The organism is Kitasatospora sp. NPDC001309, assembly GCF_042896295.1.
GTDB lineage: Bacteria > Actinomycetota > Actinomycetes > Streptomycetales > Streptomycetaceae > Kitasatospora.
Genome location: NZ_JBIAXC010000035.1, coordinates 16148 through 41087 on the forward strand (window position 1 = coordinate 16148; position 24940 = coordinate 41087).

Consider the following 24940-nt stretch of genomic DNA (forward strand, 5'->3'; position numbering starts at 1 on the left):
GAGCCCGAACCGATGGACGAGTACGCGCAGTTGCTCGCCGGTCTCGCGGAGGCCGGCGAGCTGGACGAGGAGTGGCGGGGCGCCTTCGAGCACGCCCCGCGCTCTGCCTTCGTGCCCGACCGCATCTGGGTCGAGGACGGCGATGCCTCCAACGGATACCGCCTGGTCGACAAGGGCGCCGATCCGGTCGGGTGGTGGACCGAGGTCAACTCCGGCCGGCAGGTCGTCACCCAGCTCGACGACGGACGGGCGGACGGACCCGGTGTCGCCACGTCGTCGGGATCCATGCCGCGCCTGGTCGCGTCCATGCTCCATCACCTGGACGTAGCGGACGGAGACACGGTGCTCGACGTCGGCACCGGCACCGGTTGGACCAGCGCCCTGCTGTGCCACCGGCTCGGCGACCGGGCCGTCACGACGGTCGAGGTCGACCCGGTGGTGGCCGCCACCGCCGGGAAGCACCTGGCGGCATTCGGGTTGAAGCCCTGCCAGGTCGTCGGCGACGGTCTGCTCGGCCACCCCGCCGGTGGCCCCTTCGACCGGATCCACTCGACGGCGGCCGTTCAGCGGGTGCCGCTCGCGTGGATCGAGCAGACCCGCCCCGGCGGGGTCGTCGTGACCCCCTGGGGCACCCCGTACGCCAACGCCGGGCTGCTGCGGCTGGAAGTCGGCGAGCGGGGGCGGGACTCGCACGGGCGATTCGTGGGCGACGTGTCGTTCATGTGGATGCGGGCCCAGCGACCCCACACGGTCACGAGCCCGGACCTGCCTCCGGCCCGCCGGGGCCCGTCCCCCATGGACCCCGACCTGGCCGAGGAGAACGTCCACGCGGCGTTCGCCGTCGGGCTGCGGGTGCCGGGCGTCCGGACCCTGCACACCTGGCAGGCGGCCGACCCGGCCGGCACCCACCGCTTCCGGCTCTCGGACGAATCAGGGTCCTGGGCGACCGTGCGTTTCAACGACTGGCACGGAGCCGACGCCGTCCACCAGAGCGGGCCCCGCCGACTGTGGGACGAAGTGGTGGCCGCCCGCCGCGCCTGGCTGGCGGACGGCAGACCGGAACTGACCCGCTTCGGCCTGACCGTCACGGCCCGCGGTGACCAGCACGTGTGGCTGGACAACCCCGGCAGCACCCTGCGCTGACCCCGGGCCGCAGCCCGACTGGACGCCTCGACCAGCGCACCGCCCGCCCGTCGGAGTCCGACGGGCGGGCGCGTTGATCGCTTACCTGCCGCCGTGCGCCATGATCCTCTTCTACACGGCGCCCCCGGGGGATCACGGGGCGCGAAGGACAAGGGCGGCCTCGCGATCTCCTTCACCAGCCCGCCCACCCACAGCCTGGCGTGGGTGCGGCTGCGCAGCTCCGACCTGTACTGAGACCGCTGACCCAGAGCGGGCGGCGGCCTGGGTTCGTCACTCACACGGGCGACACCGTGCGTGCGGGGCACTGCGGCGGGTAGGCCGGGGCCGTCCAGCCGCTTCGTGGGAAGGCACCTCCGTGCGCCGTATCGCCACTCTCGTCCTCAGTGTGTGCGCCCTGCTCGGGGCGCTGGCCGTGCCCGCCGCCGCTGCCGCCGCGTCGCCCCGGGACGGGGGGACGGGCTTCTGCACCCAGTGGCAGATCCTGACGGGCACCTGCCCGTACCTGAACGGCTAGCCGCGCGGCCGCGCCCGCCCGCCGTCACCGGCGGGCGGGCGTTCATCGCTTGTCTACCGCCGTGCGCCATGATCCTCTTCGACACGGCGCCCCCGGGGGAACACGGGGCGCGGAGCACGGAGAAGGGGCACACGGGGACATGCAGAAGACGAAGAAGACGCTGAGGCACATGGCCATGACCGCCACCGTCGGTGTGCTGGCGCTGGCCGGGACGGTGGTGTCGGCGGGGGCCGCGCACGCCGACCCCATGGTGGGCATGGACGAGCCCGGGGTGCTCTACCAGGGCAACCGCCTCTCCAGCGACGACACCAGCCTGATCATGCAGGGCGACGGCAACCTGGTCCTCTACAAGAACACCAACACGGCCTACCCCACCGTGGCGTGGGTCGCCCCCGGCACCCTCGGCTGCGGCCTCAAGGCGATCATGCAGGACGACGGCAACTTCGTCGTCTACGGCGCCAACGCCAAGGTCTGCTGGGCCAGCGGCACCTTCAAGCCCAACCCCGCCGGCAAGGCCACCCTGGTGGTCGCCAACAAGGGCGGCCTCGCGATCTCCTTCACCAACCCGCCCGGCCACAGCCTCGACTGGGCGACCCTGCGCAGCTCCGACCTGTACTGAGACCGCCGGGGCGGGCCCACCCCCGCCCCGCGAACCACCTTCGACACGGCGCCCCCGGGGGAACACGGGGCGCGGAGCAACTGGAAGAGACACACGGGGACATGAAGACGACGAAGACCCTCCGGCACCTGGCGATGGCCGGCGCGACCACCGCCCTCGCCCTGGCCGGGACGATGACCGCCACCGGCACCGCCCAGGCGGCGCTCGAAACGGGCAACGGCTACACCGCGATCTACGACGACGAGCCGCTCTACCCGGGCTGGCACGTCGACTCGATGACCGCCCGCGTGATCATGCAGCCCGACGGCAACTTCGTCGTCTACCAGAAGGACGGCAGCGGGCAGTTCAGCAAGGTCGCCTTCGCGAGCGGCACCGTCGGCTGCGGCTACAAGGCCGTCATGCAGTCCGACGGCAACCTCGTGGTCTACGCCGCCAACGGCGGCGTCTGCTGGTCCCTCGGCACGGCCGGCCACCCGCACGCCAAGCTGATGGTCTTCGACGCCGGCCGCTCCGGCGTCCACTGGAACGGCGGCATCATCCCCCGCAGCAGCAACGGCCCCGACTCCAACACCGTCGCCCTCTCCTCCGACCTGTACTGAGACCGCGGGGCGGGCTCACCCCCGCCCCGCGAACCACCGCACCAGGTCGGCCACCGACCACTGCGGGCGGGCCGCCAACCGGGTCGCCGCCGTCCGCAGCAGGACCGGCAGGTACCCGCAGGCCGCGGCCAGCCCCGCCACCGCGTCCGGCTCGCGGCGGATCCGCTCCGCGCCCACGATCCGGGCCAGCAGCTCGTAGGCGTCGTGCGGCTCCAGCGGTCCCACCGCGAGCCGCACGGCGCAGCCGGGCAGCGCCCCGGGCTCGGCGCCCGCCACCACCACGGCGCAGCCCGGCACCTCCGGGAGCAGCGGCCCGGGGTCGGCCACCCCGTCCAGCACCACCAGCACCCGCCGTCCGGCGAGCAGTTCGTGGTACCGGACCCGCAGCTGCGCGACCTGCGCGCCGTCGCCGGGCCGCTCCCCCAGGGCGCGCAGGAAGCCGGCCAGCACCGCACCGGCCTCCCCGCCGGCCGCGTACAACTGCCCGTCCGGGAAGGCGTCCTGCACCGTGTGCGCGACGTGCACCGCCAGCGCCGAGGCCCCGCTGCCGGACGGCCCCGACAGCCCCACCACCGGCGAGGCGCCGGCCGCGAGCGCGCGCAGCGCCCGCTCCGCCTCCCCCACCAACCCCGCCCGGCCGACCAGGTCGGGAATGTCCGGCGGCAGCTGGCACGGCCGGGGCAGTGCCCGCACCGCGGCCACCGCCACCACCGGCTCCCCGCCCCGGACCCGCTCGGCCAGCTCCGCCACCGCGGCCCCCGGTTCGAGGCCCAGCTCCCGGTCCAGCCGCTCCCGCAGCTCCTCGTACGCCGCCAGCGCCCGCTCGGAACGGCCGCAGCGGTGCAGCGCCAGCAGGTGCAGCCGGTGCACCTCCTCGTCCAGCGGGTACGCCCGCGCGAGTTCGCCCAGCGGCTCCAGCGCCGCCGGTGCCTCCTCGTGCCCGCCGAGCGCGAGGTCCAGGTCGTAGCGCACCTTGAGCGCCGCCAGCCGCCCGGCCGCGAGCCGCTCCCGGGCCCGCTCGGCGAGCGGACCGGGTACGCCCTCCAGCGCCCGCGGCCCCTCCCAGGCGTCGAGCGCCCCGACCAGCAACTCCCGGGCCCGCAGCGGCTCCCGGTGACGCAACGCGACGGCCTCGGCCACCGCGGCCTCGTACCGGAACAGGTCCACCGAGGCGCGCGGCACCGACAACCGGTACCCGCCGGCCGCCGCGACCAGCAGCCCGGGCGCGTCCAGGGCCCGCCGCAACCGGTGCGCGTGGGTGCCGATCTGGCCCACCGGATCCTTCGGCCAGTGCGCGTCGTCCTCGCCCCACACGCCCTCGACCAGCCGGTCCGTCGCCACCAACTCCCCCGGGGCGAGCAGCAGCGCCGCCAGCACCGCACGCTGCTGCGGCCTGCCGAGGTCGGCCTCACGGCCCTCGCACCGGGCGCGCAACGGCCCCAGTACGCGGAAATCGAGCTCCACTCCCCACCCTCTCGGAATTCCGACGTCCAGGGCACAATCTGTGAACAGAGCATAGAAGCCGGGACATGGGGGCGCCGCCGTCCGGACGGAAGTGGCGAGAACCCGGCACGCGACGACTCACGAAACGGGACGACATGGTGGAGATCGGGGGGACCGGACTGCGCTTCGCGCTGCTCGGCCCGCTACGGGCCTGGTACGGGACGGAAGAGGTGGAGCTCGGCCGCCCGCAGCAGCGCGCCTTGCTCGCCGTGCTGATCGGCGCCGCCGGGCGGACGGTCGCGACCTCGGTGCTGGTCGAGGGCGTGTGGGGCGGCACCCCGCCGTCCGACCCGCGCAAGGCCGTCCAGCTGGCCGTCTCCCGGCTGCGCGCCGCGTTCAGGCCGCACACCGCCGGCGACCCGGACCAGCTGCCGCTGCACCGCGTCGGCGACGGCTACGCCCTGCGCACCGCCCCCACCGACACCCAGCAGTGGCAGGCCCTGCTCGCCGAGGCCGAGCACCTGCGCCGGGCGGACGCGCCCGGGCAGGACGTCCGGGAAGTGCTGCGCCGCGCCCAGCGGCTGTGGGCCGGCGAAGCCCTCGCCGGGCTCCCCGGACCGCACGCCGAAGCGCTCCGGGCCCACCTCGCCGAACAGCGCATCTCGGCCAAGGAGACCCAGCTCGAACTGGACGCCGACCTCGGCGACCGCACCGACCTCACCGCCGAGGCCACCGCGCTCGCCCTCGAACACCCCGGCCGGCCCCGGCTCACCGCCGTCCTGATGCGCGCCCTCTACCAGGCCGGGCGTAAGGCCGAGGCGCTCGCCGTCTACGAGGACGCCCGCCCCGCCCTGCCCCCGCACGACCGGGCCGCCGCCGAACTCCAGCTGCGCATCCTGCGCGAGGACACCACCCTGCTGCCCGCCCGGGCCGCCGGCGCCGACCCCGAACCCGCCGCCGAGCCCTGGCAGGCGCCCGACCAGCTGCCCTCCGGACTGCCCGACTTCACCGGCCGCACCGAGGAACTGGACGCCCTCACCGACCGGCTGGCCGGGGCCGGCGGACGGGCCGTCGTGGTCTCCGCCCTGGACGGCATGGGCGGCGTCGGCAAGACCACCCTCGCCGTGCACACCGCCCGGCAGGTCCGCGCCCGCTTCCCCGACGGCCAGCTCTTCGCCGACCTGCGCGGCGCCGACCGCACCCCGCCCGACCCGGGCACCGTGCTGGCCGGCTTCCTGCGCGCCCTCGGCGTCGCCCCCGGCGGGATCCCCGACGACACCGGCGAACGCAGCGCCCTCTACCGCTCGGCCCTCGCCGGGCGGCGCGTCCTCGTCGTCCTCGACAACGCCGCCACCCTCGACCACGTCGAACCGCTGCTGCCCGGCGCGGCCGGCTGCGCCGTCCTGATCACCAGCCGACGGCGGCTCACCGGCCTCTCCGGCGCCCACCACCTGCGCCTGGACACCCTGCCGCCCGCCGAGGCGCTGGAACTGCTCACCCGGATCGTCGGCGCCGACCGCGTCGCCGCCGAACCGGCGGCCGCCGAGGACGTCGTCCGGGCCTGCGGCCTGCTGCCGCTCGCCGTCCGGATCGCGGCCTCCCGGATCGCCACCGACCCCGCGCTCACCCTGGCCGGCCTCGCCGAAGGACTGCGCCAGGAGCACCGGCTGGCCGAACTCAGCGACGGCGAGCGGACCGTCGAGGCCACCTTCGCCCTCTCCTACCACCGCCTCGACCCGGAACTCGCCCGCGCCTTCCGGCTGCTCTCCCTGCCCGACGCCCCCGACCTCCCGCTGTCCTGCGCCGCCGCACTGCTCGGCCGCACCGAGGACGAGGCCGACCGGCTGCTGGAGACCCTCGTCGACCTCAACCTGCTCCACTCCCCCCGCTTCGGCCGCTACGGCTTCCACGACCTCGTCCGCGACTACGCCCGCGGCCGGCTCGCCGCCGAGGAACCGACCGCCGAGCACACCGCCGCCGCCGACCGGCTCACCGACTTCTGCCTCGCCGCCGCCCGCAACGCCGACCGGGCCGCCCGCAAGGCCGAGGACGCCGAACTCAGCCTGCTCCGCGCCCCCGTGGCCTCCCCCGGCGTGCCCATCGCCGACGGCCAGGAGGCCGTGCGCTGGATGCGCGAGCAGGCGGAGGTGCACGCCGCCGCCATCGCGCTCAGCTGCGCCGACCCCTCCCGGCCGCTCGACCGCGCCGCCGAACTCGCCGACCGGATGGGCGCCGTGCTCGCCGAACGCACCCAGACCGGCATCATCGTCGACCTCGCCGGACGCCTCGCCGACGAGGCCGGGGCCCGCGGTGAACACGGCCCGCTCGCCCTCGCCCGCTACCTGCGCGGCGCCATGCTCTGGCACCTCAACCACTACGCCGAATCGGCGGCGGAGCTGCACCGCGCCGTCGACCTCTGCACCACGCCCGAGACCGAACGGGTCCTCGCCAAGGCCCTGGTCAACCTCGGCGGCAACGCCCGCGTCCACGGCCGCCACGCCGAGGCCGCCGAACACGCCGGCCGCGCCGCCGAACTCTTCCACCGCCTCGGCGCCGAACGCGCCGAAGGCAGCGCCCTCGGCGAGTTCGCCTTCAACGCCGCCCAGACCGGACGCCTCGCCGAGGCCCGGGAGGCCGCCGAACGCGGCGCCCGGCTGATGACCGCCGCCGGACCGGTCTCCGCCGCCACCGGCCGCTACTACCTGGCCCGGGTGCTGCGGCTGTGCGGGGACGGCCCGGGCGCCCTCACCCACGCGCTCGGCGCCCGGGACGAGTTCGCCGCCCTCCAGGTCACCGTGTTCGAGGCCGCCGCCGGGGAGCTCGCCGCCCGGATCCACGGCGAGGCCCAGCGCTGGCTGCTCGCCGCCGACGTCGCCGAGGCCGCCCTGCCGCAGGCCCGCCGCACCAGCCCCGCCCTGGAGGCCGGACTGCTGCGCACCCTCGGCACCGCCCTCACCGGCCTCGGCCGCCCGCGCCAGGCCCGGGCCTGCCTCACCGACGCCCTGGACGGCTACCGGCGGCTCGGCCTCGACGAGGACGCGGCCCAGGTCAGCGCCGTCCTGGCCGAGTTGGGGTGACCGGCCCCGGGTGATCGCCCGCTACGCGCGTTGACCGCCTGTCTACCGCGGTCCGGGACCGTACTCCTCATCCGGCCCCGGACCGCGGCACCCGCCGCCCCGGGGCGACACCCCGAGGAGAGGCGCGACCCATGACCACGCTCGTGCACGACGGCCGGGTCCTGACCCCCGCGGCAGCCGACCCGACCGGACCGGGCGTCGACTTCCGCACCGAGCTGCTGACCTCCGTCAACTTCCGGCGGGTCCACGCCGGCGTCCGGCCGCTCACCCCGGACGGACGGCTGGACGCCGCCGCCCAGCGCCACGCCGCCGACCTCGCCGCGCACGACCTCCTCCAGCAGGACGGCACCGACGGCAGCACGCCCTGGCACCGGATCCGGGCGGCCGGCTTCGCGTTCCGCTTCGCCGCCGAGCTCATCGCCCCGGCCGACAGCGTGCCCCGGGCCGTCCAGCTGTGGATGAACAGCCCCCGGCACCGCGACGCCGTGCTCGACCCGCGCTTCGACCACCTCGGCACCGGCTTCGCCCCCGGCCGCTCCGGCGCCCCGGGCCGCTACGTGCTGACCCTCGGCCAGGTCTGACGGCCGACCGCACACCGCAGTGACGCAGTAACACCCACCGCACCCCACCCGAAGGAGAACCGCCATGACCACCCCCACCCGCCGCCTGCTCGCCGGCCTCGGCGCCGCCGCGGCCCTGGCCACCACCGTCCTGGTCGCCGCCCCCGCCGCCCAGGCGGCCACGCCCGGGCCCTGCGACCTCGGGCCGTCCGTCAGCGCCACCGTCAACGTCTTCAACGGCTCCGCCGGCGCCCTCGACCTGCCGTCCGACAACGAGACCAACGGGACGCGGGTCGGCACCTACACCGCCAACCAGTCCCCCGCCCAGACCTGGACGTTCTGGGACTACTGCGACGGCACCACCGCCATCTCGCACGGCGGCAGCGGCAAGGTGCTCGACCTCGACTCGCACGGCACCGGCGCCGTCCAGCTCTGGGACACCCCCGGCGGCTGGGACGGCCTCAACCAGCAGAACGGCCCCGGGATGGGCGCCAACCAGAAGTGGCGGCTGACCGACGAGGACCGCGGCTGGTACCTGATCCGCAACGTCGCCACCGGGCAGTGCCTCAAGGGCAACGGCATCGCCCAGTACACCTCGGTGACCTCCTGCAACGCCGCCGACCCGGCCCAGCGCTGGCACAAGTAGGCACCCCACGGGGCCCGTTCCGCCGGCCGGAGGAACGGGCCTATCCTCGGTCACGTGCCCCTCATCAGCCTGCACGACCGCACCGCCCTCGCCGAACGGTTCCGCACCGACCCCGCGCTGCACCTGTTCGAACTCGGCGACCTCGACGACACCCTCTGGCCCAACACCGCCTGGTACACCGCCGATCCCGACCACGGGCCGGTCGCCCTGCTCTACAGCGGCGGCGACACCCCGGTGCTGCTCGCCTTCGCCCGGCCCGCCGCCGTCCCCGCCCTGGAGGACCTGCTCGGCGCGCTGCGCCCCTTCCTGCCGCGCCGGTTCACGGCCGGGCTCCCGGACGGCGCCGAGCGGGCCCTCGCCCCCGACTACACCACCGAGCGGCGCACCCCGCTGCTGCGGATGATCCTCCCGGACCACGGGCTGCTCCCCGCCGAACCCGGCCACCGCGCCCGGCCGTTGACCCCGTCCGACCAGGGGGATCTGCGCGCCCTGCTGGCCGCGGGCTACCCCGAGTCCTGGTTCGACCCGCGGCTGCTCGCCGGCGGCGGCTACGTCGGCGTCCGCGAGCGGGGGCGGCTGCTGGCCGCCGCCGGGGTGCACGTGCACTCCCCCGCCCACCGGGTCGCCGTGCTCGGCAACGTCGTCACCCACCCCGACGCGCGCGGCCGCGGCCTCGCCCGCGCCTGCGTCACCGCACTGACCCGCCGGCTCGCCCCGACCACCGACCACCTGGGCCTCAACGTCCGCACCGACAACGCCCCGGCGATCCACCTCTACCGGCAGCTCGGCTTCACCACCGTCACCACCTACAACGAACTGGTGCTGACGGCGCGTTGAGGGCCGCCGGCCGGCGGGCCTGGCCGATCATCGTCACGGCATCCGTACGCATGGCGAACAGAATCGCACGGCACCGGATCGACCGAGGTGGCAGGCGGTTCGGGTACCACTGATCACGACTCGGCATCCCTTGTCACGAACCCGCGTGGGACTCGTCACGGCGGCGTCAAGACGGCGGCGAGGAATGGCGCCCGGCTTCCCCACTACGCTATGAACGTCCCTCAGGAGAACCGCCGACACGGCGGTCCGCACGCACGGGGGACCTCACATGAAGACCATCCGCAACAGTCGCACCATGGCCCTGGCCGGCCTGGCCGTGGTCGGCGCGCTCACCATGACCGCCTGCAACGACGACGCCGCGTCGTCCGACAGCGCCACCACCCCGCCGGCCACCCAGGCCCCGGCCACGCCGTCCGCCGCGCCGACCACCCCGGCGGCCTCCGCCTCGGCGGCCGCGCCGACCGGCGGCACCGGCGGTGCGGCCACCGGCGGGACCACCGGCGGCGCCCCGGCCCAGGCCGGTGCGACGGCGGCGCCCGGCACCACGGTGAAGCTCGGCGACGCGGCGACCATCCCGTTCAGCTCGGGCAGCACCAAGGGCACCGTCGCGCTCGCGGTCACCTCGATCGACAAGGGCGACCCGGCCGACCTCACCTCGCTCAAGCTCGGCGACAAGGCCGCGGGCATGGTGCCGTACTACATCCGCTTCAAGGTCACCAACACCGGCAGCACCGACCTGTCCTTCTCCAGCCTGACCCAGGTGAAGGGCACCCTGCCGGACGGCTCGGAGGCCGCCGAGGTGATGCTGATCGGCAGCTTCGACAAGTGCCCGCACCCGTCCTTCCCGAAGGGCTTCACCAACGGGCAGTCGATCACCTCCTGCGTGCTGGCGCTGGCCCCGACGGCCACCAAGGTGTCGGGCGCCGAGTACTGGGGCGAGCCGTACACCCTGGGCAAGGGCGTCAACTGGAAGTGACCCGTCGACGGTGACCGACGGCGACCGCCGGTGCACCTCCGACGACCCGGTGGGCGGGGCGGCTCCGGGCCGCCCCGCCCACCGGCACGCCCACCGGCACGCCCGCCGGTCGGCCGTGGCCGGCCCGCGCTCAGCCCGCGGCCGGCCCGCCGTGGATCCGCAGGAAGGCGTCCACCCCGGACTCCGCCGTCCGCCGGACCTCCTCCTCGGCCACCGGCAGGGCGCCCCAGAAGGAGCGCTCGGCCACGCCGTGGAAGGTCAGCAGCGTGAACCGCTCGGCCGCGAGCCCCGGGTCCGGGACCGCCAGCAGCCCGCGCCCGCCGAGCTCCGCCAGGCACTGCGCGAGGGCGCGCTGGGCCGCCGCCGGGCCGGTCTCCAGCCAGGCCTCCAGGACGTCCGCCGGGATGTTGGCCACCTCGGCCCGGATCGCCCGGCCGAGCGCCCCGAGCTCACCCGCGGCCGGCGCCGCGTTCGCCCGTTCCACCGCGAAGGCGGTGAGGGCGCGCCGCACGTCCACCGCCCCGTCCAGGTGCTCCGCCAGCAACTCCCGCATCCGCTCGGCCAGTTCCGCCGAGTTCTGCAGTGCCACCGACAGGAAGAGGGTCTCCTTGTCGGCGAAGTGGTTGTAGACCGTGCGCTTGGACACCCCGGCCTCGGCCGCGATCGCGTCCATGCTGGCCCGGACGTACCCCTCCCGCCCGAACACCGTGGTCGCGGCCCCGGTGATCGCCCTGCGCTTCTCCGGCCGTCCCGCTGCGCCCGTGGTCGCCACGACCTTCTCCTTCTCCGTCGGCGCCCCGCCGACCGTCTCAGAAACTGCCCGGTGTAGTGTCTGCTGGCCCGTTCACGAGCGGACTTGCCACCGAACAGGCGTGCTCTATGCTGCGTACGATCTCTACACCTCTGTAGAGCAAATCCGAAAACGGGCCTGCCCCCGAGCAGCAGCGGGAAACCGAGAACGGGAACCGGCCGGCCGAACACCAGCGTCCCGTACTGGCAGCGCCGCAACCGCTCTACCACGGCAGACCCGGCGCAGCGCCGACGTGGCGCGCGAAGCACGGGAACACCCGGGGGTGAGTGAGTGGCGGGGCAGCGAGGACGTTCGTCCGACCAGGGTTCGCGACGGCGGACGACGAGCCGGCCCGCGGGCCCCACGCGTCCCTTCTCCGGCGGGCCCGCACTGCCCGCGGTGGCGGCCCTCGGGCTGCCGCTGGTCGGCGCGGTGGTCGACGAGTTCTCCGGGCCGGGCATGGGCCTGGCCTTCGCGGTGTGCGCGGTGCTCGGCACCGGCGTCGCGGCCGGGCTCAGCACCCGCCGCGGCTGGTGGTGGGTGGTCGCCGCCTCCCCGCTGGTGGTGCTCGGCGTGACGGCCGCGGCCGAACTGGCGGCGAACGGCGACACGTACCGGGGCAAGGCCCTGGCCACCGGCGCCGCGAAGTGGGTGGTGCACGGTTTCCCGGTGATGGCGCAGGCCGCCGTGGCGGCCCTACTGGTGATCGTGGCCCGGGTGGTCCTGGACCGGAGGAGGCAGCATGGCTGACGAGCGTGAGCACGAGCGGGAACGGGAACGGGAACGGCCGGGGGGCGGCCGGGCCGCCGACCGCAGGGCCGCGGCGGCCCCGGCGGCGGGGCGCCGCAACTCCCCGCTGCTGATCGTCGGCCGGGTGGTCGCCACCACGGTGGGCTTCGCGGTGTTCGCGGCCAGCGGGGTGGTCTGGTACGAGTACACGTCGCTGACCGACGGGATGACCACGTCCAACGCGATCGCGGAGACCAAGAAGGACGCCCCCAAGCACCTGGACAACTCGGTCAACCTGCTGCTGATCGGCCTGGACAGCCGCAAGGCCATGGACGGCTCCGACCTGCCCCCGCAGTTCGTCCAGGACGAACTGCACGCCGGGCACAGCTCGGACATCGGCGGCTACAACACCAACTCCCTGATCCTGCTGCACATACCGGCCGGCGGCGGCAAGGTGCAGGCGGTCTCCATCCCGCGCGACGACTACGTCATGACCTACAACGGCGACGGCTCCCAGCAGGGCATGCACAAGATCAAGGAGGCGTACGGCAACGCCAAGGACGCCTTCGACCGGAGCCCGAAGGCCAAGGGCCTCAAGGGCGCCGACCTGGAGAAGGCCGGCCGCGACGCCGGCCGCGCGGCCACCATCCGCACCGTCCAGACCTTCGTGAACCAGCCGGTGGACCACATCGCCGAGGTCAACCTGATGGGCTTCTACGACATCGCCAAGGCCGTGGAGCCGATCCAGGTCTGCCTGACCCACGACACCAAGGACCCGGCGATGGAGGGCCAGGGCTCCGGCGCCGACTTCAAGAAGGGCATCAACACCCTCAACGCCTCCCAGGCGCTGGCCTTCGTCCGCCAGCGCCACAACCTGGACGACGGCAAGGGCAACACCGGCGACTTCGCCCGCACCCACCGCCAGCAGGCCTTCATCTCCTCCGTCGTGCACAAGCTCAAGCAGGACGGCATCATCAGCGACCTCGGCAAGCTCAAGGACCTGTTCGGCGTCGTCCAGAAGGACCTGGTGATCGACAACGAGTGGAACGTCCTGGACTTCGCCCAGCAGGCCCCGGCGCTGACCGGCGGCAACGTCGAGTTCAACACCCTGACCTTCGACGGCTTCGGCACCAGGAACGGGCAGGACGTCAACCTGGTCACCCCCTCGAAGATCCAGAAGGTGGTCAAGCAGCTGTTCGGCTACGCCGACGCGGCCGCCCCGGCGGGCGGCGCCACCGACGCCCCCACCACCGAGGCCCCGGCCAGCCCCTCGCCGAGCGCGACAGCCCCGGCCAAGGCGGCCTCCCCGGCCACCGTCGACGTGTACAACGCCTCCACCGCCGCCGGGGTCTCCTCCTCCGCCGAGGCCAAGGCCCTGGTCGCGATGGGCTTCAAGGAGGGCACCACCGGCCCGGCCCGCAGCAAGCCGAAGACCACCACGGTGACCTACGGCAAGGGCGCCAAGGAGGCCGCCGACCAGGTCGCCGCCCGCTACGGCGTGACCGCCACCGAGTCCGCCACCGCCGCCGCCGACCACGTGGTGGTCACCCTCGGCACCGCCTTCACCGGCGCCGACGACAAGTCCGCCGCCCCCGGCGGCCCCACCCCCACCGGCGACCCGGCCGCCAACCTGCCGATGCAGGGCCCCGGCGTCGACGCCACGTCCGACGGCGGCATCCCCTGCGTCTTCTGACGCGAACCGCGGCACCGCACGAGGGAGGTCCCCGCCGGGGCCTCCCTCGGCGCTTTCCCTGGCCGACCCTTGACCGACTCCTGGCCGACTCCTGGCGCGATTCTCCGTACTGTGTATAGTGTACTGCGTACGGGATAACCCGTGCGCAGTGACGAGAGGGCTCCGTATGCAGATCACCAGCACCGTCGTCTCCCTGACCGTCGAGGACACCACCCCCTCCGCCGCCTTCCTCCAGCGGCACTTCGGCTACACCGAGCTGATGTCCGCCGACGGCTTCGTCTCGCTCGGCCACCCCGGCGGCGGGGTCGGCGTCGTCTACCTGCGGCGCGGGCTGGAGGTGCTGCCCGAGGAGCAGCGGCACCGGACCGCGAACGGGGTGATCCTGGCGTTCACCGTCGAGGACGTCGCGGCGGAGGAGGCGCGGCTGCGCGGCGAGGGGGTCGAGATCACCCTGCCGCTGCGCGAGGAGCCGTGGGGCGAGAAGCTCTTCCAGGTCACCGACCCGAACGGGGTCCCGATCGAGCTGGTGGAGTGGGCCCGGCCGTAGCCGTGAACGCGTGGGCGCCCCCGTCCCGGAAGGGGACGGGGGCGCCCACGCGTCGCGTCGCGGCGGGACCGGGCGGGGTGGTCAGTCCACCGTCCAGGCGTCGCCGCCCGCCAGCAGGGCCGCCAGGTCGCCCGGCCCGCGGTGGGCGACGGCGGCGGCCAGCTGGCTGTCCATCAGCTCGTCGTAGACCGGGCGCCGGACGTCGCGCAGCACGCCGATCGGCGTGTGGTGCAGGGTGTCCGCGTCGGCGATCCGGGAGAGCGCGAAGGCGCCGGTCGGGCCGGCCGCGTGGGCGTCGTGCACCAGCACCCGTGCCTCGTTCTCCGGCGTCACCGGGGCGGTGGACAACTCGCCGTCCTCGCCCCGGAAGACGCCGTTGGCCCCGTCCGCGCCGAAGCGGATCGGCCGCCCGTGCTCCAGCCGGATCAGCGCCTCGTCACGGGTGCCGGCGTCCTTGAGCACCTCGAAGGCGCCGTCGTTGAAGATGTTGCAGTTCTGGTAGATCTCCACCAGCGCCGTGCCCTCGTGCTCGGCCGCCGCCCGCAGCACCGACTGCAGGTGCTGGCGGTCCGAGTCGATGGTGCGGGCGACGAAGGAGGCCTCGGCGCCGATCGCCAGCGACAGCGGGTTGAACGGCGCGTCCAGCGAGCCCATCGGGGTCGACTTGGTGATCTTGCCGAGCTCGCTGGTCGGCGAGTACTGGCCCTTGGTGAGGCCGTAGATCCGGTTGTTGAACAGCAGGATCTTGAGGTTGACGTTGCGCCGCAGGGCGTGGATCAGGTGGTTGCCGCCGATCGACAGCGCGTCGCCGTCCCCGGTCACCACCCACACGCTGAGGTCCCGCCGGGAGGAGGCCAGCCCGGTCGCGATCGCCGGCGCCCGGCCGTGGATCGAGTGCACCCCGTAGGTGTTCATGTAGTACGGGAAGCGCGAGGAGCAGCCGATGCCGGAGACGAATACCGTGTTCTCCCGCCTGATGCCGAGCTCCGGCATGAAGGACTGCACCGCGGCCAGGACCGCGTAGTCCCCGCAGCCCGGGCACCAGCGCACCTCCTGGTCGGTCTTGAAGTCCCGGGCGCTCTGCGGCCCGTCGGCCTTGGGCACCAGCTCCAAGGACGGGAACGCGTGCTCACTCATCGGTGGTCCTCCTCGTCCAGGGTGCCGATCGCCGCCCACAGCACGTCCGCCAACTGCGCCGCCTTGAACGGCAGTCCGCGCACCTGGTTGTAGGACTCGGCGTCCACCAGGTACTTCGCCCGCAGCAGCAGCGCGAGCTGGCCCAGGTTCATCTCGGGCACGATGACCTTCTCGTAACTGCGCAGCACCGAGCCCAGGTTGGCCGGGAACGGGTTGAGGTTGCGCAGGTGCGCCTGGGCGACCTCGCCGCCGTCCGCGCGCACCCGGCGCACCGCCGCGGTGATCGGGCCGTAGGTCGAGCCCCAGCCGAGCACCAGCACCCGGGCGTCGCCGGTCGGGTCGTCGACCTCCAGCGGCTTGACGGTGATCCCGTCGACCTTGGCCTGCCGGGTGCGGACCATCAGGTCGTGGTTGGCCGGGTCGTAGGAGATGTTCCCGGTGCCGTCCTGCTTCTCGATGCCGCCGATCCGGTGCTCCAGGCCGGCCGTGCCGGGCACCGCCCAGGGGCGGGCCAGGGTGTGCTGGTCCCGCAGGTACGGCCAGAAGGCGCCGTCCTCGCGGTTCGGGCCGGTCGCGAACTTCGGGTCGATCTCCGGCAGTTCGTCGACCTCCGGGATCCGCCAGGGCTCCGAGCCGTTCGCCAGGTAGCCGTCCGAGAGCAGGAACACCGGGGTGCGGTAGGTCACCGCGATCCGGGCCGCCTCCAGCGCCGCGTCGAAGCACTCGGCGGGCGTGGCCGGGGCGACGATCGGCACCGGCGCCTCGCCGTTGCGGCCGAACATCGCCTGCAGCAGGTCCGCCTGCTCGGTCTTGGTCGGCAGGCCGGTGGACGGGCCGCCGCGCTGGATGTCCACCACCAGCAGCGGCAGTTCCAGCGAGACCGCCAGGCCGATCGTCTCCGACTTGAGCGCCACGCCCGGCCCGGAGGTGGTGGTCACGCCGAGCGCCCCGCCGAAGGCCGCGCCGAGCGCGGCGCCGATGCCGGCGATCTCGTCCTCGGCCTGGAAGGTGCGCACCCCGAAGTTCTTGTGCCGGCTCAGCTCGTGCAGGATGTCCGAGGCCGGGGTGATCGGGTACGAGCCCAGGTAGAGCGGCAGCCCGGAGCGCTGCCCGGCGGCGATCAGCCCGTAGGACAGCGCCAGGTTGCCGGAGATGTTGCGGTAGCGCCCGGCCGGGAGCTTGGCCGGCGGCACCTCGTAGGAGACCGCGAAGGACTCGGTGGTCTCGCCGAAGTTCCAGCCCGCCCGGAAGGCGCTGATGTTGGCCTCGGCGATCTGCGGCTTCTTGGCGAACTTGGCGCGCAGGAAGGACTCGGTGCCGTGGGTGGGCCGGTGGTACATCCAGGACAGCAGGCCCAGGGCGAACATGTTCTTCGCCCGCTCGGCGTCCTTGCGGGCCAGCCCGCTGTCCTTGAGCGCCTCCAGGGTCAGCGTGGTGAGCGGGACCCGGTGCAGGTGGAAGGCGTCCAGCGAGTCGTCGCCGAGCGGGTCCGCGGCGTAACCGACCTTGGCCAGCGCGCGCTTGGTGAACTCGTCGGTGTTGACGATGATCTCCGCGCCGCGCGGCAGGTCCGGCAGGTTCGCCTTCAGGGCCGCCGGGTTCATCGCCACCAGCACGTTCGGGGCGTCGCCCGGGGTGAGGATGTCGTGGTCGGCGAAGTGCAGTTGGAAGGACGAGACGCCCGGCAGGGTGCCGGCGGGGGCCCGGATCTCGGCCGGGAAGTTCGGCAGCGTGGAGAGGTCGTTGCCGAACGCGGCCGTCTCCGAGGTGAACCGGTCCCCGGTGAGCTGCATACCGTCGCCGGAGTCCCCCGCGAAGCGGATGATCACCCGGTCGAGTCTGCGAACGGGCTTGGGGCGCCTCTCCGGTGGACCGCCCGGGGCGTGCGGGCCGGCTGGTCCGGCCGCTCCGGGGCGTCCGTCACCACTGCCGGTACGACCCTCGTCGCCGCCCGATCCGTCCACTGCCTCCGACTGATCGACCTGACTGGTCACTGCCGCGGACCTCCTCGTGGACGCACCACCGCGGGCGCGGCCCCGTGCCCCGTCCGCTTGGTGCACCGCTCGCATCCTATGCGCGCGACCTCGGGCCCGGTTGGAACTCCCGCAGGAATTTCCCCCGCCCACGCCGCTACCGCACCCAAGGACAACGCCCGGCCGCCGGAGATCATTCCGGGTACGGAGCAGCCGCCCCGCGGCGGGCGCCCCGAACAGCCCCCGAACAAACCCCGGACGGCCCGAACAGCCCCGGGCGGCCCCGAACGGCCCCGGGCGGCCCCCGGCTAGGAGTTGAGGTAGGTCAGCACCGCGAGCACCCGGCGGTGGTCCTCCGCGCTCTGCGCCAGCCCCAGCTTGAGGAAGATGTTGCTGACGTGCTTCTCCACCGCCCCGTCGGACACCACCAGCTGCTTGGCCACGGCGGCGTTGGTGCGCCCCTCCGCCATCAGACCGAGCACCTCGCGCTCGCGCGGCGTGAGATTGGCCAGGACGTCGCCCTTGCGGCTGCGGCTGAGCAGCTGCTGCACCACCTCCGGGTCCAGCGCGGTGCCGCCCTCGGCGACCCGCACCACCGCGTCCGCGAACTCGCGCACCTCGGCGACCCGGTCCTTCAACAGGTAGCCGACGCCCCGGGTCGACCCGGCCAGCAGCTCGGAGGCGTAGCGCTCCTCCACGAACTGCGACAGCACCAGCACGCCCAGCTGCGGATAGCGCCCGCGCAGCTCCACGCAGGCGCGCAGGCCCTCGTCGGTGTGGGTCGGGGGCATCCGCACGTCCGAGACCACCACGTCCGGCAGGGCGTCCGCCGCCGCCAGGTCGTGGATCGTCTTCACCAGGGCCGCACCGTCCCCGACCCCCGCCACGACCTCCAGGCCGCGGTCGGTGAGCAGCCTGGTCAGGCCTTCCCGGAGCAGTACGGAGTCCTCGGCGATGACGACGCGGCGCATGGCGACCTTCCGGGCAGGCGTGAGCTGACGGGTGTCAGTCTCCCCCATCCGCCCGCGCCCGCACGGGCTCGGGGTCGGATCCGCCCGGGGACGCTCACATGGTGCGGATGGCCACCGCGTCGCACAGCCCGTCCAGGGCGGCCTTCGCCGCGCAGTCCGGCAGCGGGGCCAGCAGCGCCCGGGCCTCCTCGGAGTGCCGCAGGGTCTCCCGGCGGGCGCGCTCCAGGGCGGGGTGGGCGCGCAGCAGGCGCAGCGCCTCGGCGTGCAGGTCGTCGTCCGAGAGGTCCCCGTCGAGCAGTTCGCGCAGCCGGGTGTCGGCCGGGTCGTCCGGGTCGGCCGGCATCTGCTCCAGCAGCAGGGTCGGCAGGGTCGGCACGCCCTCGCGCAGGTCGGTGCCGGGGGTCTTGCCGGACTCGTGGCCGTCGCTGGCGACGTCCAGGACGTCGTCGGCGAGCTGGAAGGCGATGCCGATCCGCTCGCCGAACTCGCCGAGGGTGTCCACCAGTGCGGGCGGGGCGCCGGCCATCAGCGCTCCTATCCGGCAGGAGACGGCGATCAGCGATCCGGTCTTGCCGGCCAGCACGTCCAGGTAGTGCAGCAGCCGGTCGGCCTCCGGGCCGGGGCCGCGGGTCTCCAGGATCTGGCCGGTCACCAGCCGCTCGAAGGCCTCGGCCTGCATCCGGACCGCCTCCGGGCCGAGGTCGGCCAGCACCTGGGAGGCGCGGGAGAACAGGAAGTCGCCGGTGAGGATGGCCACCGAGTTGTCCCAGCGGGAGTTGGCGCTCTCCGCGCCGCGGCGCACCGGGGCCTCGTCCATCACGTCGTCGTGGTACAGCGTGGCCAGGTGGGTCAGCTCGACGACCACCGCGGCCGGCACCACCCCGGGCGCCCCCGGGTCGCCGAACTGGGCGGCCAGCAGCAGGAGCAGCGGGCGGAAGCGCTTGCCGCCGGCCTCGATCAGGTGGGAGGCGGTGACGGTGATGAAGGGGACGTCGCTCTTGACGGCCTCGGAGAGCGCCGCCTCCACCGCGTCCAGTCCGGCCTGGACGTCCCGGGTCAGGTCGCGGTCCTGCACGCTGAGCCCGAAGGGTCCCACGACGGTCACGAAGACCACTCCTCTGTCCCTGGTCGATCTAGCGGCCTGGTCCCTGAGTGCCGCCGCTGGCCATACAGGCAGGGTATCCGGTCGCGAGTGGATCACTGCACGGGCGTGCGGATCCCGTCATGACCGCGCCGGAAGCCCTGGTCAGGAGGCCTGCGCGGACGCAGCGGCGGTGGGGGCGAATTCATCGGGAAACACAGACCGGAGATCGGCCCGCGGATCCGGGCCGATCTCCGAACAAACCGACCGGCTACGGTCAGTACGCGAACAGCGAGGCCTTGGACGCGAGGTCCAGGAAGTACTGCGGCAGCAGGCCCAGACCCAGCGTGACCAGCACCCCCACCCCGATCGCGGTCGCCGTGAAGGCGCTCGGGATCGCCACCGTCGGACCGCCCGGCTGCGGGTCGGAGAAGAACATCAGCACGATCACCCGGATGTAGAAGAACGCGGCCACCGCCGAACTCAGCACACCCACGATCACCAGCGGCGTCGCCCCGCCGGCCGCCGCCGCCTGGAACACCGCGAACTTCCCGGTGAAGCCGGAGGTCAGCGGGATCCCGGCGAAGGCCAGCAGGAACAGCGCGAAGACCGCCGCCACCAGCGGCGAGCGCCGCCCCAGCCCCGCCCAGCTGGACAGGTGGGTCGCCTCCCCCTTGGAGTCGCGCACCAGGGTGACCACGGCGAAGGCCCCCAGCGTCACGAAGGAGTACGCCGCCAGGTAGAACAGCACCGAGGACAGGCCCTGCTTGTTGACCGCGATCACCCCGGTCAGGATGAACCCGGCGTGCGCGATCGAGGAGTACGCCAGCAGCCGCTTGACGTCCTGCTGGGTCACCGCCAGCACCGCGCCGACCACCATGGTCAGGATCGCCACGCCCCACAGCACCGGCCGCCAGTCCAGCCGCAGGCCCGGGAAGGCCACGTAGAACAGCCGCAGGAACGCCCCGAACGCGGCGACCTTGGTGGCCGCGGCCATGAAGCCGGTCACCGGGGTCGGCGCGCCCTGGTAGACGTCCGGGGTCCAGGAGTGGAACGGCACCGCGCCCACCTTGAACAGCAGGCCCACCGCCAGCAGCGCCAGGCCGGTCAGCAGCAGCGCGTCGCTCTGGGTGCTGCTCAGCTGCGCCGGGGTCGTCATCGCCTTGCCGGAGATGACGTCCGCGATGTCGCCGAGCTTGACGCTGCCCGCGTAGCCGTACAGCAGCGCGGTGCCGAACAGGAAGAACGCCGAGGCGAAGGCGCCCAGCAGGAAGTACTTGACCGCCGCCTCCTGGGACAGCAGCCGGCGGCGCCGGGCCAGCGCGCACAGCAGGTACAGCGGGAGGGAGAAGACCTCCAGCGCCACGAACATGGTCAGCAGGTCGTTGGCGGCTGGGAAGAGCAGCATGCCGCCGACCGCGAACAGGGTCAGCGGGAAGACCTCGGTGGTCGCGAAGCCGGCCCGGACCGCGTCCCGCTCCTGCTCCCCGCCCGGGGTGGCGGACGCCTGGGCGGCGAAGGCGTCGGCGGGCAGGCCGCCGGCCTTGGGCTCCAGCCTGCGCTCCGCGTAGGTGAGCACCGCGACGACGGCGACCAGCAGGATCACGCCCTGGAGGAACAGCGCCGGGCCGTCCAGGGCGACCGACTCCATGGCCAGCAGGTCGACCCGCGGCGCGCCGTGGCCCTGCGTCGCCAGCACCACCACGGCGGCGAACGCGCCGGCCAGCGCGACCAGCGCCAGCGACACCTGGGTCCAGTGCCGCAGCCGGCGCGGGACGAAGGCCTCGACCAGGACGCCCGCCACGGCGGCCCCGAAGACCACCAGCATCGGGGAGAGTTGGCCGTACTCGATGTGCGGCGCCGGGATGCCGGGGGTGTTGCCGCCGACGGCGGCGAGCACTGCGGTGGCACTCACTTCTGCTCACCTCCTGAGGTGGCGGCGACCGGGTGGGCCGGCGCCGGGTCGGTCCGGTGGACCTGCGAGAGCGTCGCGTCCACCGAGGGGTTCACCAGGTCGGTGAGCGGCTTCGGGTACACCCCGAGCAGGATCGTCAGCGCCACCAGCGGTGCCACCACGGCCAGTTCCCGGACCTTGAGGTCGGGCATCGCGCGCACGCCCTCCTTCACCGGGCCGGTCATGGTGCGCTGGTACAGCAGCAGCGCGTACAGCGCGGCCAGCACGATGCCGAGGGTGGCGACGACGCCGATCGCCGGGTAGCGGGTGAAGGTGCCCACCAGCACCAGGAACTCGCTGACGAACGGGGCCAGTCCCGGCAGCGACAGGGTCGCCAGGCTGCCGATCAGGAAGGTCCCGGCGAGCACCGGGGCGACCTTCTGCACGCCGCCGTAGTCGGCGATCAGCCGCGAGCCGCGGCGCGAGATCAGGAAGCCGGCCACCAGCATCCACGCGGCGGTGGAGAGGCCGTGGTTGACCATGTAGAGGGTCGCGCCGCTCTGCCCCTGGCTGGTCATCGCGAAGACGCCCATGATGATGAAGCCGAAGTGCGAGATCGAGGCGTAGGCGACCAGCCGCTTGATGTCCTTCTGGCCGACCGCCAGCAGCGCGCCGTAGACGATCCCGACCAGCGACAGCACCAGGATCGCCGGGGCGAAGGTCTTCGAGGCGTCCGGGAACAGCCCGAGGCAGAAGCGCAGCATCGCGAAGGTGCCGACCTTGTCCACCACCGCGGTGATCAGCACCGCGGTGCCGGCCGTCGCCTCGCCCATCGCGTTCGGCAGCCAGGTGTGCAGCGGCCACAGCGGGGCCTTCACCGCGAAGGCGAAGAAGAAGCCGAGGAACAGCGCGTTCTGCGCCGTCCCGGACAGCTTGAGGCTGCCGCCGGCGATCGCCCCGGTGAGGGTCGGCAGGTCGAAGGTGCCGAAGCCCTGCTCCTGGGCGATCACGTACAGCCCGATCACCGCGGCCAGCATCACCAGGCCGCCGAGCAGGTTGTACAGCAGGAACTTGACGGCCGCGTAGGAGCGCTGGCGCGCCGAGTCCGGGCCGCCGGCCCGGTCGCCGAAGCCGCCGATCAGGAAGTACATCGGGATCAGCATGGCTTCGAAGAACACGTAGAACAGGAAGACGTCGGTGGCGTAGAAGGACACCACCACCATCGCCTCCACCGCCAGGATCAGGGCGAAGAAGGCCTGGGTGCGCCGTTTGTTCTCGAAGCTGCCGTCGGGGCCCGGGGCGGCCGGGTCCGCGTCGTGCCAGGAGGCCAGCATCACCATCGGCACCAGGACGGCCGTCAGCAGGGCCAGCACCGCGCCGATGCCGTCCACGCCGAGCGAGAAGGTGATGCCGAAGGAGCGGATCCAGCTGTACGACTCGGTCAGCTGGAACCGGGCGCCGTGCGGGTCGAAGCGCAGCGCCACCAGGGCGGCCAGCACCAGGGTCACCCCCGACACGGCCAGCGCGACGGTCTTGATGGTGCGCCGCCGGGCCGCGTTCGACCCGGCGGGCAGGGCGGCGGTCAGCACCGCGCCGGCCGCCGGGACGGCACAGGTGGTGGTCAGTAGCACGCTCACGGCCTGGCCTCCCGACGCGTTTCCCCGCCCCGAGCCGAAGGGCGCGCCGGTGCCGAGAGCGATGAGCGACCAGCGACCGACGAAGGAGGGAGTGCCGGAGCGAAGAGTGCCGGCGCCGGGTCCGAGCGCCCGGAGGCGAGCGGGCGAATCACAGTCATCACACGGACCTCATCAGGAGAGTCGAGGCGACCAGCACCAGCGTGCCGCCGAACATGGAGAGCGCGTACGAGCGGACGAAGCCGTTCTGGACCCGCCGCAGCCGGCCGGACAGGCCCCCGATGAGGGCGGCCAGGCCGTTGACGAAGCCGTCCAGGCCGCGGCTGTCGAAGTAGACCAGGGTCGCCGCCAGCGCCGAGCCCGGCCGCACCAGCACCGCGTGGTTGAAGTCGTCCTGCAGCAGGTCGCGGCGGGCCGCCCGGGTGAGCGGGGAGCCGACCGGCGGCACCACCGGGACGGGCGAGCGCCCGTACATCAGGTACGCCAGCCCGACGCCGGCCAGCATGCAGGCCGTGGTCAGCCCGGTGACCGTCCAGGAGCCGAGCGGCGGGTTGCCCTCGCTGTGGCCGGTGACCGGCTCCAGCCACTTCAGGAAGGAGCCGTGGTAGACGAACAGCCCGCCGGCGAAGACCGAGCCGAAGGCCAGCAGGACCATCGGCACGACCATGGTCCGCGGCGACTCGTGCGGGTGCGGGAGGTTGCCCTCGGCGTCCGGCTGCCAGCGCTTCTCGCCGAAGAAGGTCAGCAGCATCACCCGGGTCATGTAGAACGCGGTGACGGCCGCGCCGACCAGCGCGCACAGGCCGAGGATCCAGCCCTCGGTGCCGCCCTTGGCGAAGGCCGCCTCGATGATCTTGTCCTTGGAGAAGAAGCCGGACAGCCCGGGGAAGCCGATGATGGCCAGGTAGCCCAGGCCGAACGTGGCGAAGGTCCACGGCATGTGCCGCCACAGGCCGCCGTAGCGGCGCATGTTCACCTCGTCGTCCATGCCGTGCATGACCGACCCGGCGCCGAGGAACAGCCCGGCCTTGAAGAAGCCGTGGGTCACCAGGTGCATGATCGCGAACACGTAGCCGATCGGGCCCAGCCCGGCCGCCAGGACCATGTAGCCGATCTGCGACATGGTCGAGCCGGCCAGCGCCTTCTTGATGTCGTCCTTGGCGCAACCGACGACCGCACCGAACAGCAGCGTCACCGCACCGACCACCACCACGGCGGTCTGGGCGTCCGGCGCCAGGTCGAAGATCGCCGAGGACCGGGTGATCAGGTAGACCCCGGCGGTCACCATGGTGGCCGCGTGGATCAGGGCCGAGACCGGGGTCGGGCCCTCCATCGCGTCCCCCAGCCAGGACTGCAGCGGCACCTGCGCCGACTTGCCGCACGCGGCCAGCAGCAGCATCAGGCCGATCGCCGTCAGCCTGCCCTCGCTCGCCCCGTGCACCGCCCCGACCGCGCCCTCCGAACCGAGGACCGGGGTGAAGGCGAAGGAGCCGAACTCGGCGAACATCAGCATGATCGCGATCGACAGGCCCATGTCGCCGACCCGGTTGACCAGGAACGCCTTCTTCGCGGCCGTCGCCGCACTCGGCTTGTGCTGCCAGAAGCCGATCAGCAGGTACGAGGCCAGGCCCACGCCCTCCCAACCGAAGTACAGCAGGAGGTAGTTGTCCGCCAGCACCAGCAGCAGCATGGCGGCCAGGAACAGGTTCAGGTACGCGAAGAAGCGGCGCCGGCGCTCGTCGTGCGCCATGTAGCCCACCGAGTACAGGTGGATCAGCGTGCCCACCCCGGTGATCAACAGCACGAAGGTCATCGACAACTGGTCGAGCCGGAACGAGACGTCGGCCTGGAAGGCGTTCACCGGCACCCAGCTGAACAGGTGCTTCGTCACCGCCCGGTGCTCGACGTCCCGGCCCAGCATGTCCGAGAACAGGGCCAGGCCGAAGCCGAACGAGAGCGCGGCGAGCGCGGTCGCCAGCCAGTGGCCGAAGCGGTCGAAGGCCCGACCGCCCAGGAGCAGCAGGGCGGCACCGGCCAGCGGAGCCGCCACCAGCAGCGGAATGAGAGAGTTCACCGA

Annotated in this window: 22 protein-coding genes; 13 read left to right on the forward strand and 9 right to left on the reverse strand. The window is 73.5% G+C overall.

All coding sequences use genetic code 11. From position 1 onward, the window contains the following. The first annotated feature begins 12 nt into the window (after positions 1 to 12). From ACFY2K_RS29655 to ACFY2K_RS29675, 5 genes are all read left to right on the forward strand, one after another. Complete coding sequence (locus ACFY2K_RS29655) at positions 13 to 1143, forward strand: methyltransferase domain-containing protein (protein WP_380638837.1); 1131 nt, start codon at positions 13 to 15, stop codon at positions 1141 to 1143. 93 nt (positions 1144 to 1236) lie between these two features. Then, a complete protein-coding gene (locus ACFY2K_RS29660) occupies positions 1237 to 1377 on the forward strand; it encodes a hypothetical protein (RefSeq protein ID WP_380524107.1) in 141 nt (46 codons plus the stop codon). 121 nt (positions 1378 to 1498) lie between these two features. Next, positions 1499 to 1657, forward strand: coding sequence for a hypothetical protein (locus tag ACFY2K_RS29665; protein WP_380524109.1), 159 nt, complete (start codon positions 1499 to 1501; stop codon positions 1655 to 1657). A gap of 139 nt (positions 1658 to 1796) precedes the next feature. Further along, positions 1797 to 2276, forward strand: a complete 480-nt coding sequence (locus ACFY2K_RS29670) for a hypothetical protein (RefSeq protein WP_380531009.1) — start codon at positions 1797 to 1799, stop codon at positions 2274 to 2276. 101 nt (positions 2277 to 2377) lie between these two features. Continuing rightward, positions 2378 to 2875 (forward strand): hypothetical protein, encoded by a 498-nt coding sequence (locus tag ACFY2K_RS29675; RefSeq protein ID WP_380638839.1) that lies wholly within the window; start codon positions 2378 to 2380, stop codon positions 2873 to 2875. A gap of 15 nt (positions 2876 to 2890) precedes the next feature. On the opposite strand, the gene ACFY2K_RS29680 is transcribed toward ACFY2K_RS29675, so the two are convergent. Continuing rightward, positions 2891 to 4339, reverse strand: a complete 1449-nt coding sequence (locus ACFY2K_RS29680; protein ID WP_380531014.1) for a BTAD domain-containing putative transcriptional regulator — start codon at positions 4337 to 4339, stop codon at positions 2891 to 2893. A gap of 134 nt (positions 4340 to 4473) precedes the next feature. Here ACFY2K_RS29680 and ACFY2K_RS29685 point away from each other — a divergent pair, with 134 nt between their 5' ends. The 5 genes from ACFY2K_RS29685 to ACFY2K_RS29705 all read left to right on the forward strand — a co-directional run bounded on the left by ACFY2K_RS29685 (position 4474) and on the right by ACFY2K_RS29705 (position 10414). Continuing rightward, positions 4474 to 7395 carry a BTAD domain-containing putative transcriptional regulator gene (locus ACFY2K_RS29685; RefSeq protein ID WP_380531016.1) on the forward strand — a complete coding sequence of 974 codons (2922 nt, stop codon included), beginning with the start codon at positions 4474 to 4476 and terminating at the stop codon, positions 7393 to 7395. A gap of 131 nt (positions 7396 to 7526) precedes the next feature. Then, on the forward strand, positions 7527 to 7976 hold the full coding sequence (locus tag ACFY2K_RS29690) for a CAP domain-containing protein (RefSeq protein WP_387715513.1): 450 nt from the start codon (positions 7527 to 7529) through the stop codon (positions 7974 to 7976). A 64-nt stretch (positions 7977 to 8040) separates the two neighbouring features. Continuing rightward, positions 8041 to 8601 (forward strand): RICIN domain-containing protein, encoded by a 561-nt coding sequence (locus ACFY2K_RS29695; protein WP_375889020.1) that lies wholly within the window; start codon positions 8041 to 8043, stop codon positions 8599 to 8601. A gap of 54 nt (positions 8602 to 8655) precedes the next feature. Continuing rightward, a complete protein-coding gene (locus ACFY2K_RS29700; protein ID WP_380590774.1) occupies positions 8656 to 9438 on the forward strand; it encodes a GNAT family N-acetyltransferase in 783 nt (260 codons plus the stop codon). Between the two features lie 268 nt (positions 9439 to 9706). Beyond that, positions 9707 to 10414 (forward strand): hypothetical protein, encoded by a 708-nt coding sequence (locus ACFY2K_RS29705; RefSeq protein ID WP_375889014.1) that lies wholly within the window; start codon positions 9707 to 9709, stop codon positions 10412 to 10414. 130 nt (positions 10415 to 10544) lie between these two features. Here ACFY2K_RS29705 and ACFY2K_RS29710 read toward each other — a convergent pair whose 3' ends face one another. Further along, positions 10545 to 11186, reverse strand: coding sequence for a TetR/AcrR family transcriptional regulator (locus ACFY2K_RS29710; RefSeq protein ID WP_380397464.1), 642 nt, complete (start codon positions 11184 to 11186; stop codon positions 10545 to 10547). Between the two features lie 417 nt (positions 11187 to 11603). On the opposite strand from ACFY2K_RS29710, the gene ACFY2K_RS29715 reads away from it, so the two are divergent. The 3 genes from ACFY2K_RS29715 (at position 11604) to ACFY2K_RS29725 (ending at position 14173) form a co-directional block, all read left to right on the forward strand. Continuing rightward, complete coding sequence (locus tag ACFY2K_RS29715; protein ID WP_380590772.1) at positions 11604 to 11954, forward strand: DUF6542 domain-containing protein; 351 nt, start codon at positions 11604 to 11606, stop codon at positions 11952 to 11954. Beyond that, positions 11947 to 13626, forward strand: a complete 1680-nt coding sequence (locus ACFY2K_RS29720) for an LCP family protein (protein ID WP_387715520.1) — start codon at positions 11947 to 11949, stop codon at positions 13624 to 13626. The genes ACFY2K_RS29715 and ACFY2K_RS29720 overlap by 8 nt, the downstream gene beginning before the upstream one ends. Positions 13627 to 13792: 166 nt before the next feature. Beyond that, positions 13793 to 14173 carry a VOC family protein gene (locus tag ACFY2K_RS29725; protein WP_387715523.1) on the forward strand — a complete coding sequence of 127 codons (381 nt, stop codon included), beginning with the start codon at positions 13793 to 13795 and terminating at the stop codon, positions 14171 to 14173. Positions 14174 to 14254: 81 nt separating this feature from the next. Here the strand turns inward: ACFY2K_RS29725 and ACFY2K_RS29730 are convergent, their stop codons facing one another. The 7 genes from ACFY2K_RS29730 to nuoL form a co-directional block, all read right to left on the reverse strand. After that, complete coding sequence (locus tag ACFY2K_RS29730; RefSeq protein ID WP_380531038.1) at positions 14255 to 15310, reverse strand: 2-oxoacid:ferredoxin oxidoreductase subunit beta; 1056 nt, start codon at positions 15308 to 15310, stop codon at positions 14255 to 14257. After that, positions 15307 to 17304 (reverse strand): 2-oxoacid:acceptor oxidoreductase subunit alpha, encoded by a 1998-nt coding sequence (locus ACFY2K_RS29735; protein ID WP_387715526.1) that lies wholly within the window; start codon positions 17302 to 17304, stop codon positions 15307 to 15309. Before ACFY2K_RS29735 ends, ACFY2K_RS29730 begins: the two co-directional genes overlap by 4 nt. A 287-nt stretch (positions 17305 to 17591) precedes the next feature. Next, positions 17592 to 18254 carry a response regulator transcription factor gene (locus ACFY2K_RS29740; protein WP_360244863.1) on the reverse strand — a complete coding sequence of 221 codons (663 nt, stop codon included), beginning with the start codon at positions 18252 to 18254 and terminating at the stop codon, positions 17592 to 17594. Between the two features lie 94 nt (positions 18255 to 18348). Then, positions 18349 to 19359 carry a polyprenyl synthetase family protein gene (locus ACFY2K_RS29745; protein ID WP_375888997.1) on the reverse strand — a complete coding sequence of 337 codons (1011 nt, stop codon included), beginning with the start codon at positions 19357 to 19359 and terminating at the stop codon, positions 18349 to 18351. A 253-nt stretch (positions 19360 to 19612) separates the two neighbouring features. Further along, positions 19613 to 21250 carry an NADH-quinone oxidoreductase subunit NuoN gene (gene nuoN, locus ACFY2K_RS29750; protein WP_375888995.1) on the reverse strand — a complete coding sequence of 546 codons (1638 nt, stop codon included), beginning with the start codon at positions 21248 to 21250 and terminating at the stop codon, positions 19613 to 19615. Next, a complete protein-coding gene (locus ACFY2K_RS29755; RefSeq protein ID WP_380531202.1) occupies positions 21247 to 22866 on the reverse strand; it encodes an NADH-quinone oxidoreductase subunit M in 1620 nt (539 codons plus the stop codon). The genes nuoN and ACFY2K_RS29755 overlap by 4 nt, the downstream gene beginning before the upstream one ends. A 157-nt stretch (positions 22867 to 23023) precedes the next feature. After that, positions 23024 to 24937, reverse strand: a complete 1914-nt coding sequence (nuoL, locus tag ACFY2K_RS29760) for an NADH-quinone oxidoreductase subunit L (protein WP_380531201.1) — start codon at positions 24935 to 24937, stop codon at positions 23024 to 23026. Positions 24938 to 24940: the final 3 nt, after the last annotated feature.

Excerpts from the sequence above, each read along its gene's own strand:
- ACFY2K_RS29655 (WP_380638837.1), top strand. The coding sequence starts at position 13 with ATGGACGAGTACGCGCAGTTGCTCGCCGGTCTCGCGGAGGCCGGCGAG.
- ACFY2K_RS29670 (WP_380531009.1), top strand. The coding sequence starts at position 1,797 with ATGCAGAAGACGAAGAAGACGCTGAGGCACATGGCCATGACCGCCACC.
- ACFY2K_RS29675 (WP_380638839.1), top strand. The coding sequence starts at position 2,378 with ATGAAGACGACGAAGACCCTCCGGCACCTGGCGATGGCCGGCGCGACC.
- ACFY2K_RS29685 (WP_380531016.1), top strand. The coding sequence starts at position 4,474 with ATGGTGGAGATCGGGGGGACCGGACTGCGCTTCGCGCTGCTCGGCCCG.
- ACFY2K_RS29690 (WP_387715513.1), top strand. The coding sequence starts at position 7,527 with ATGACCACGCTCGTGCACGACGGCCGGGTCCTGACCCCCGCGGCAGCC.
- ACFY2K_RS29695 (WP_375889020.1), top strand. The coding sequence starts at position 8,041 with ATGACCACCCCCACCCGCCGCCTGCTCGCCGGCCTCGGCGCCGCCGCG.
- ACFY2K_RS29705 (WP_375889014.1), top strand. The coding sequence starts at position 9,707 with ATGAAGACCATCCGCAACAGTCGCACCATGGCCCTGGCCGGCCTGGCC.
- ACFY2K_RS29720 (WP_387715520.1), top strand. The coding sequence starts at position 11,947 with ATGGCTGACGAGCGTGAGCACGAGCGGGAACGGGAACGGGAACGGCCG.
- ACFY2K_RS29725 (WP_387715523.1), top strand. The coding sequence starts at position 13,793 with ATGCAGATCACCAGCACCGTCGTCTCCCTGACCGTCGAGGACACCACC.
- ACFY2K_RS29730 (WP_380531038.1), bottom strand. The coding sequence starts at position 15,310 with ATGAGTGAGCACGCGTTCCCGTCCTTGGAGCTGGTGCCCAAGGCCGAC.
- ACFY2K_RS29740 (WP_360244863.1), bottom strand. The coding sequence starts at position 18,254 with ATGCGCCGCGTCGTCATCGCCGAGGACTCCGTACTGCTCCGGGAAGGC.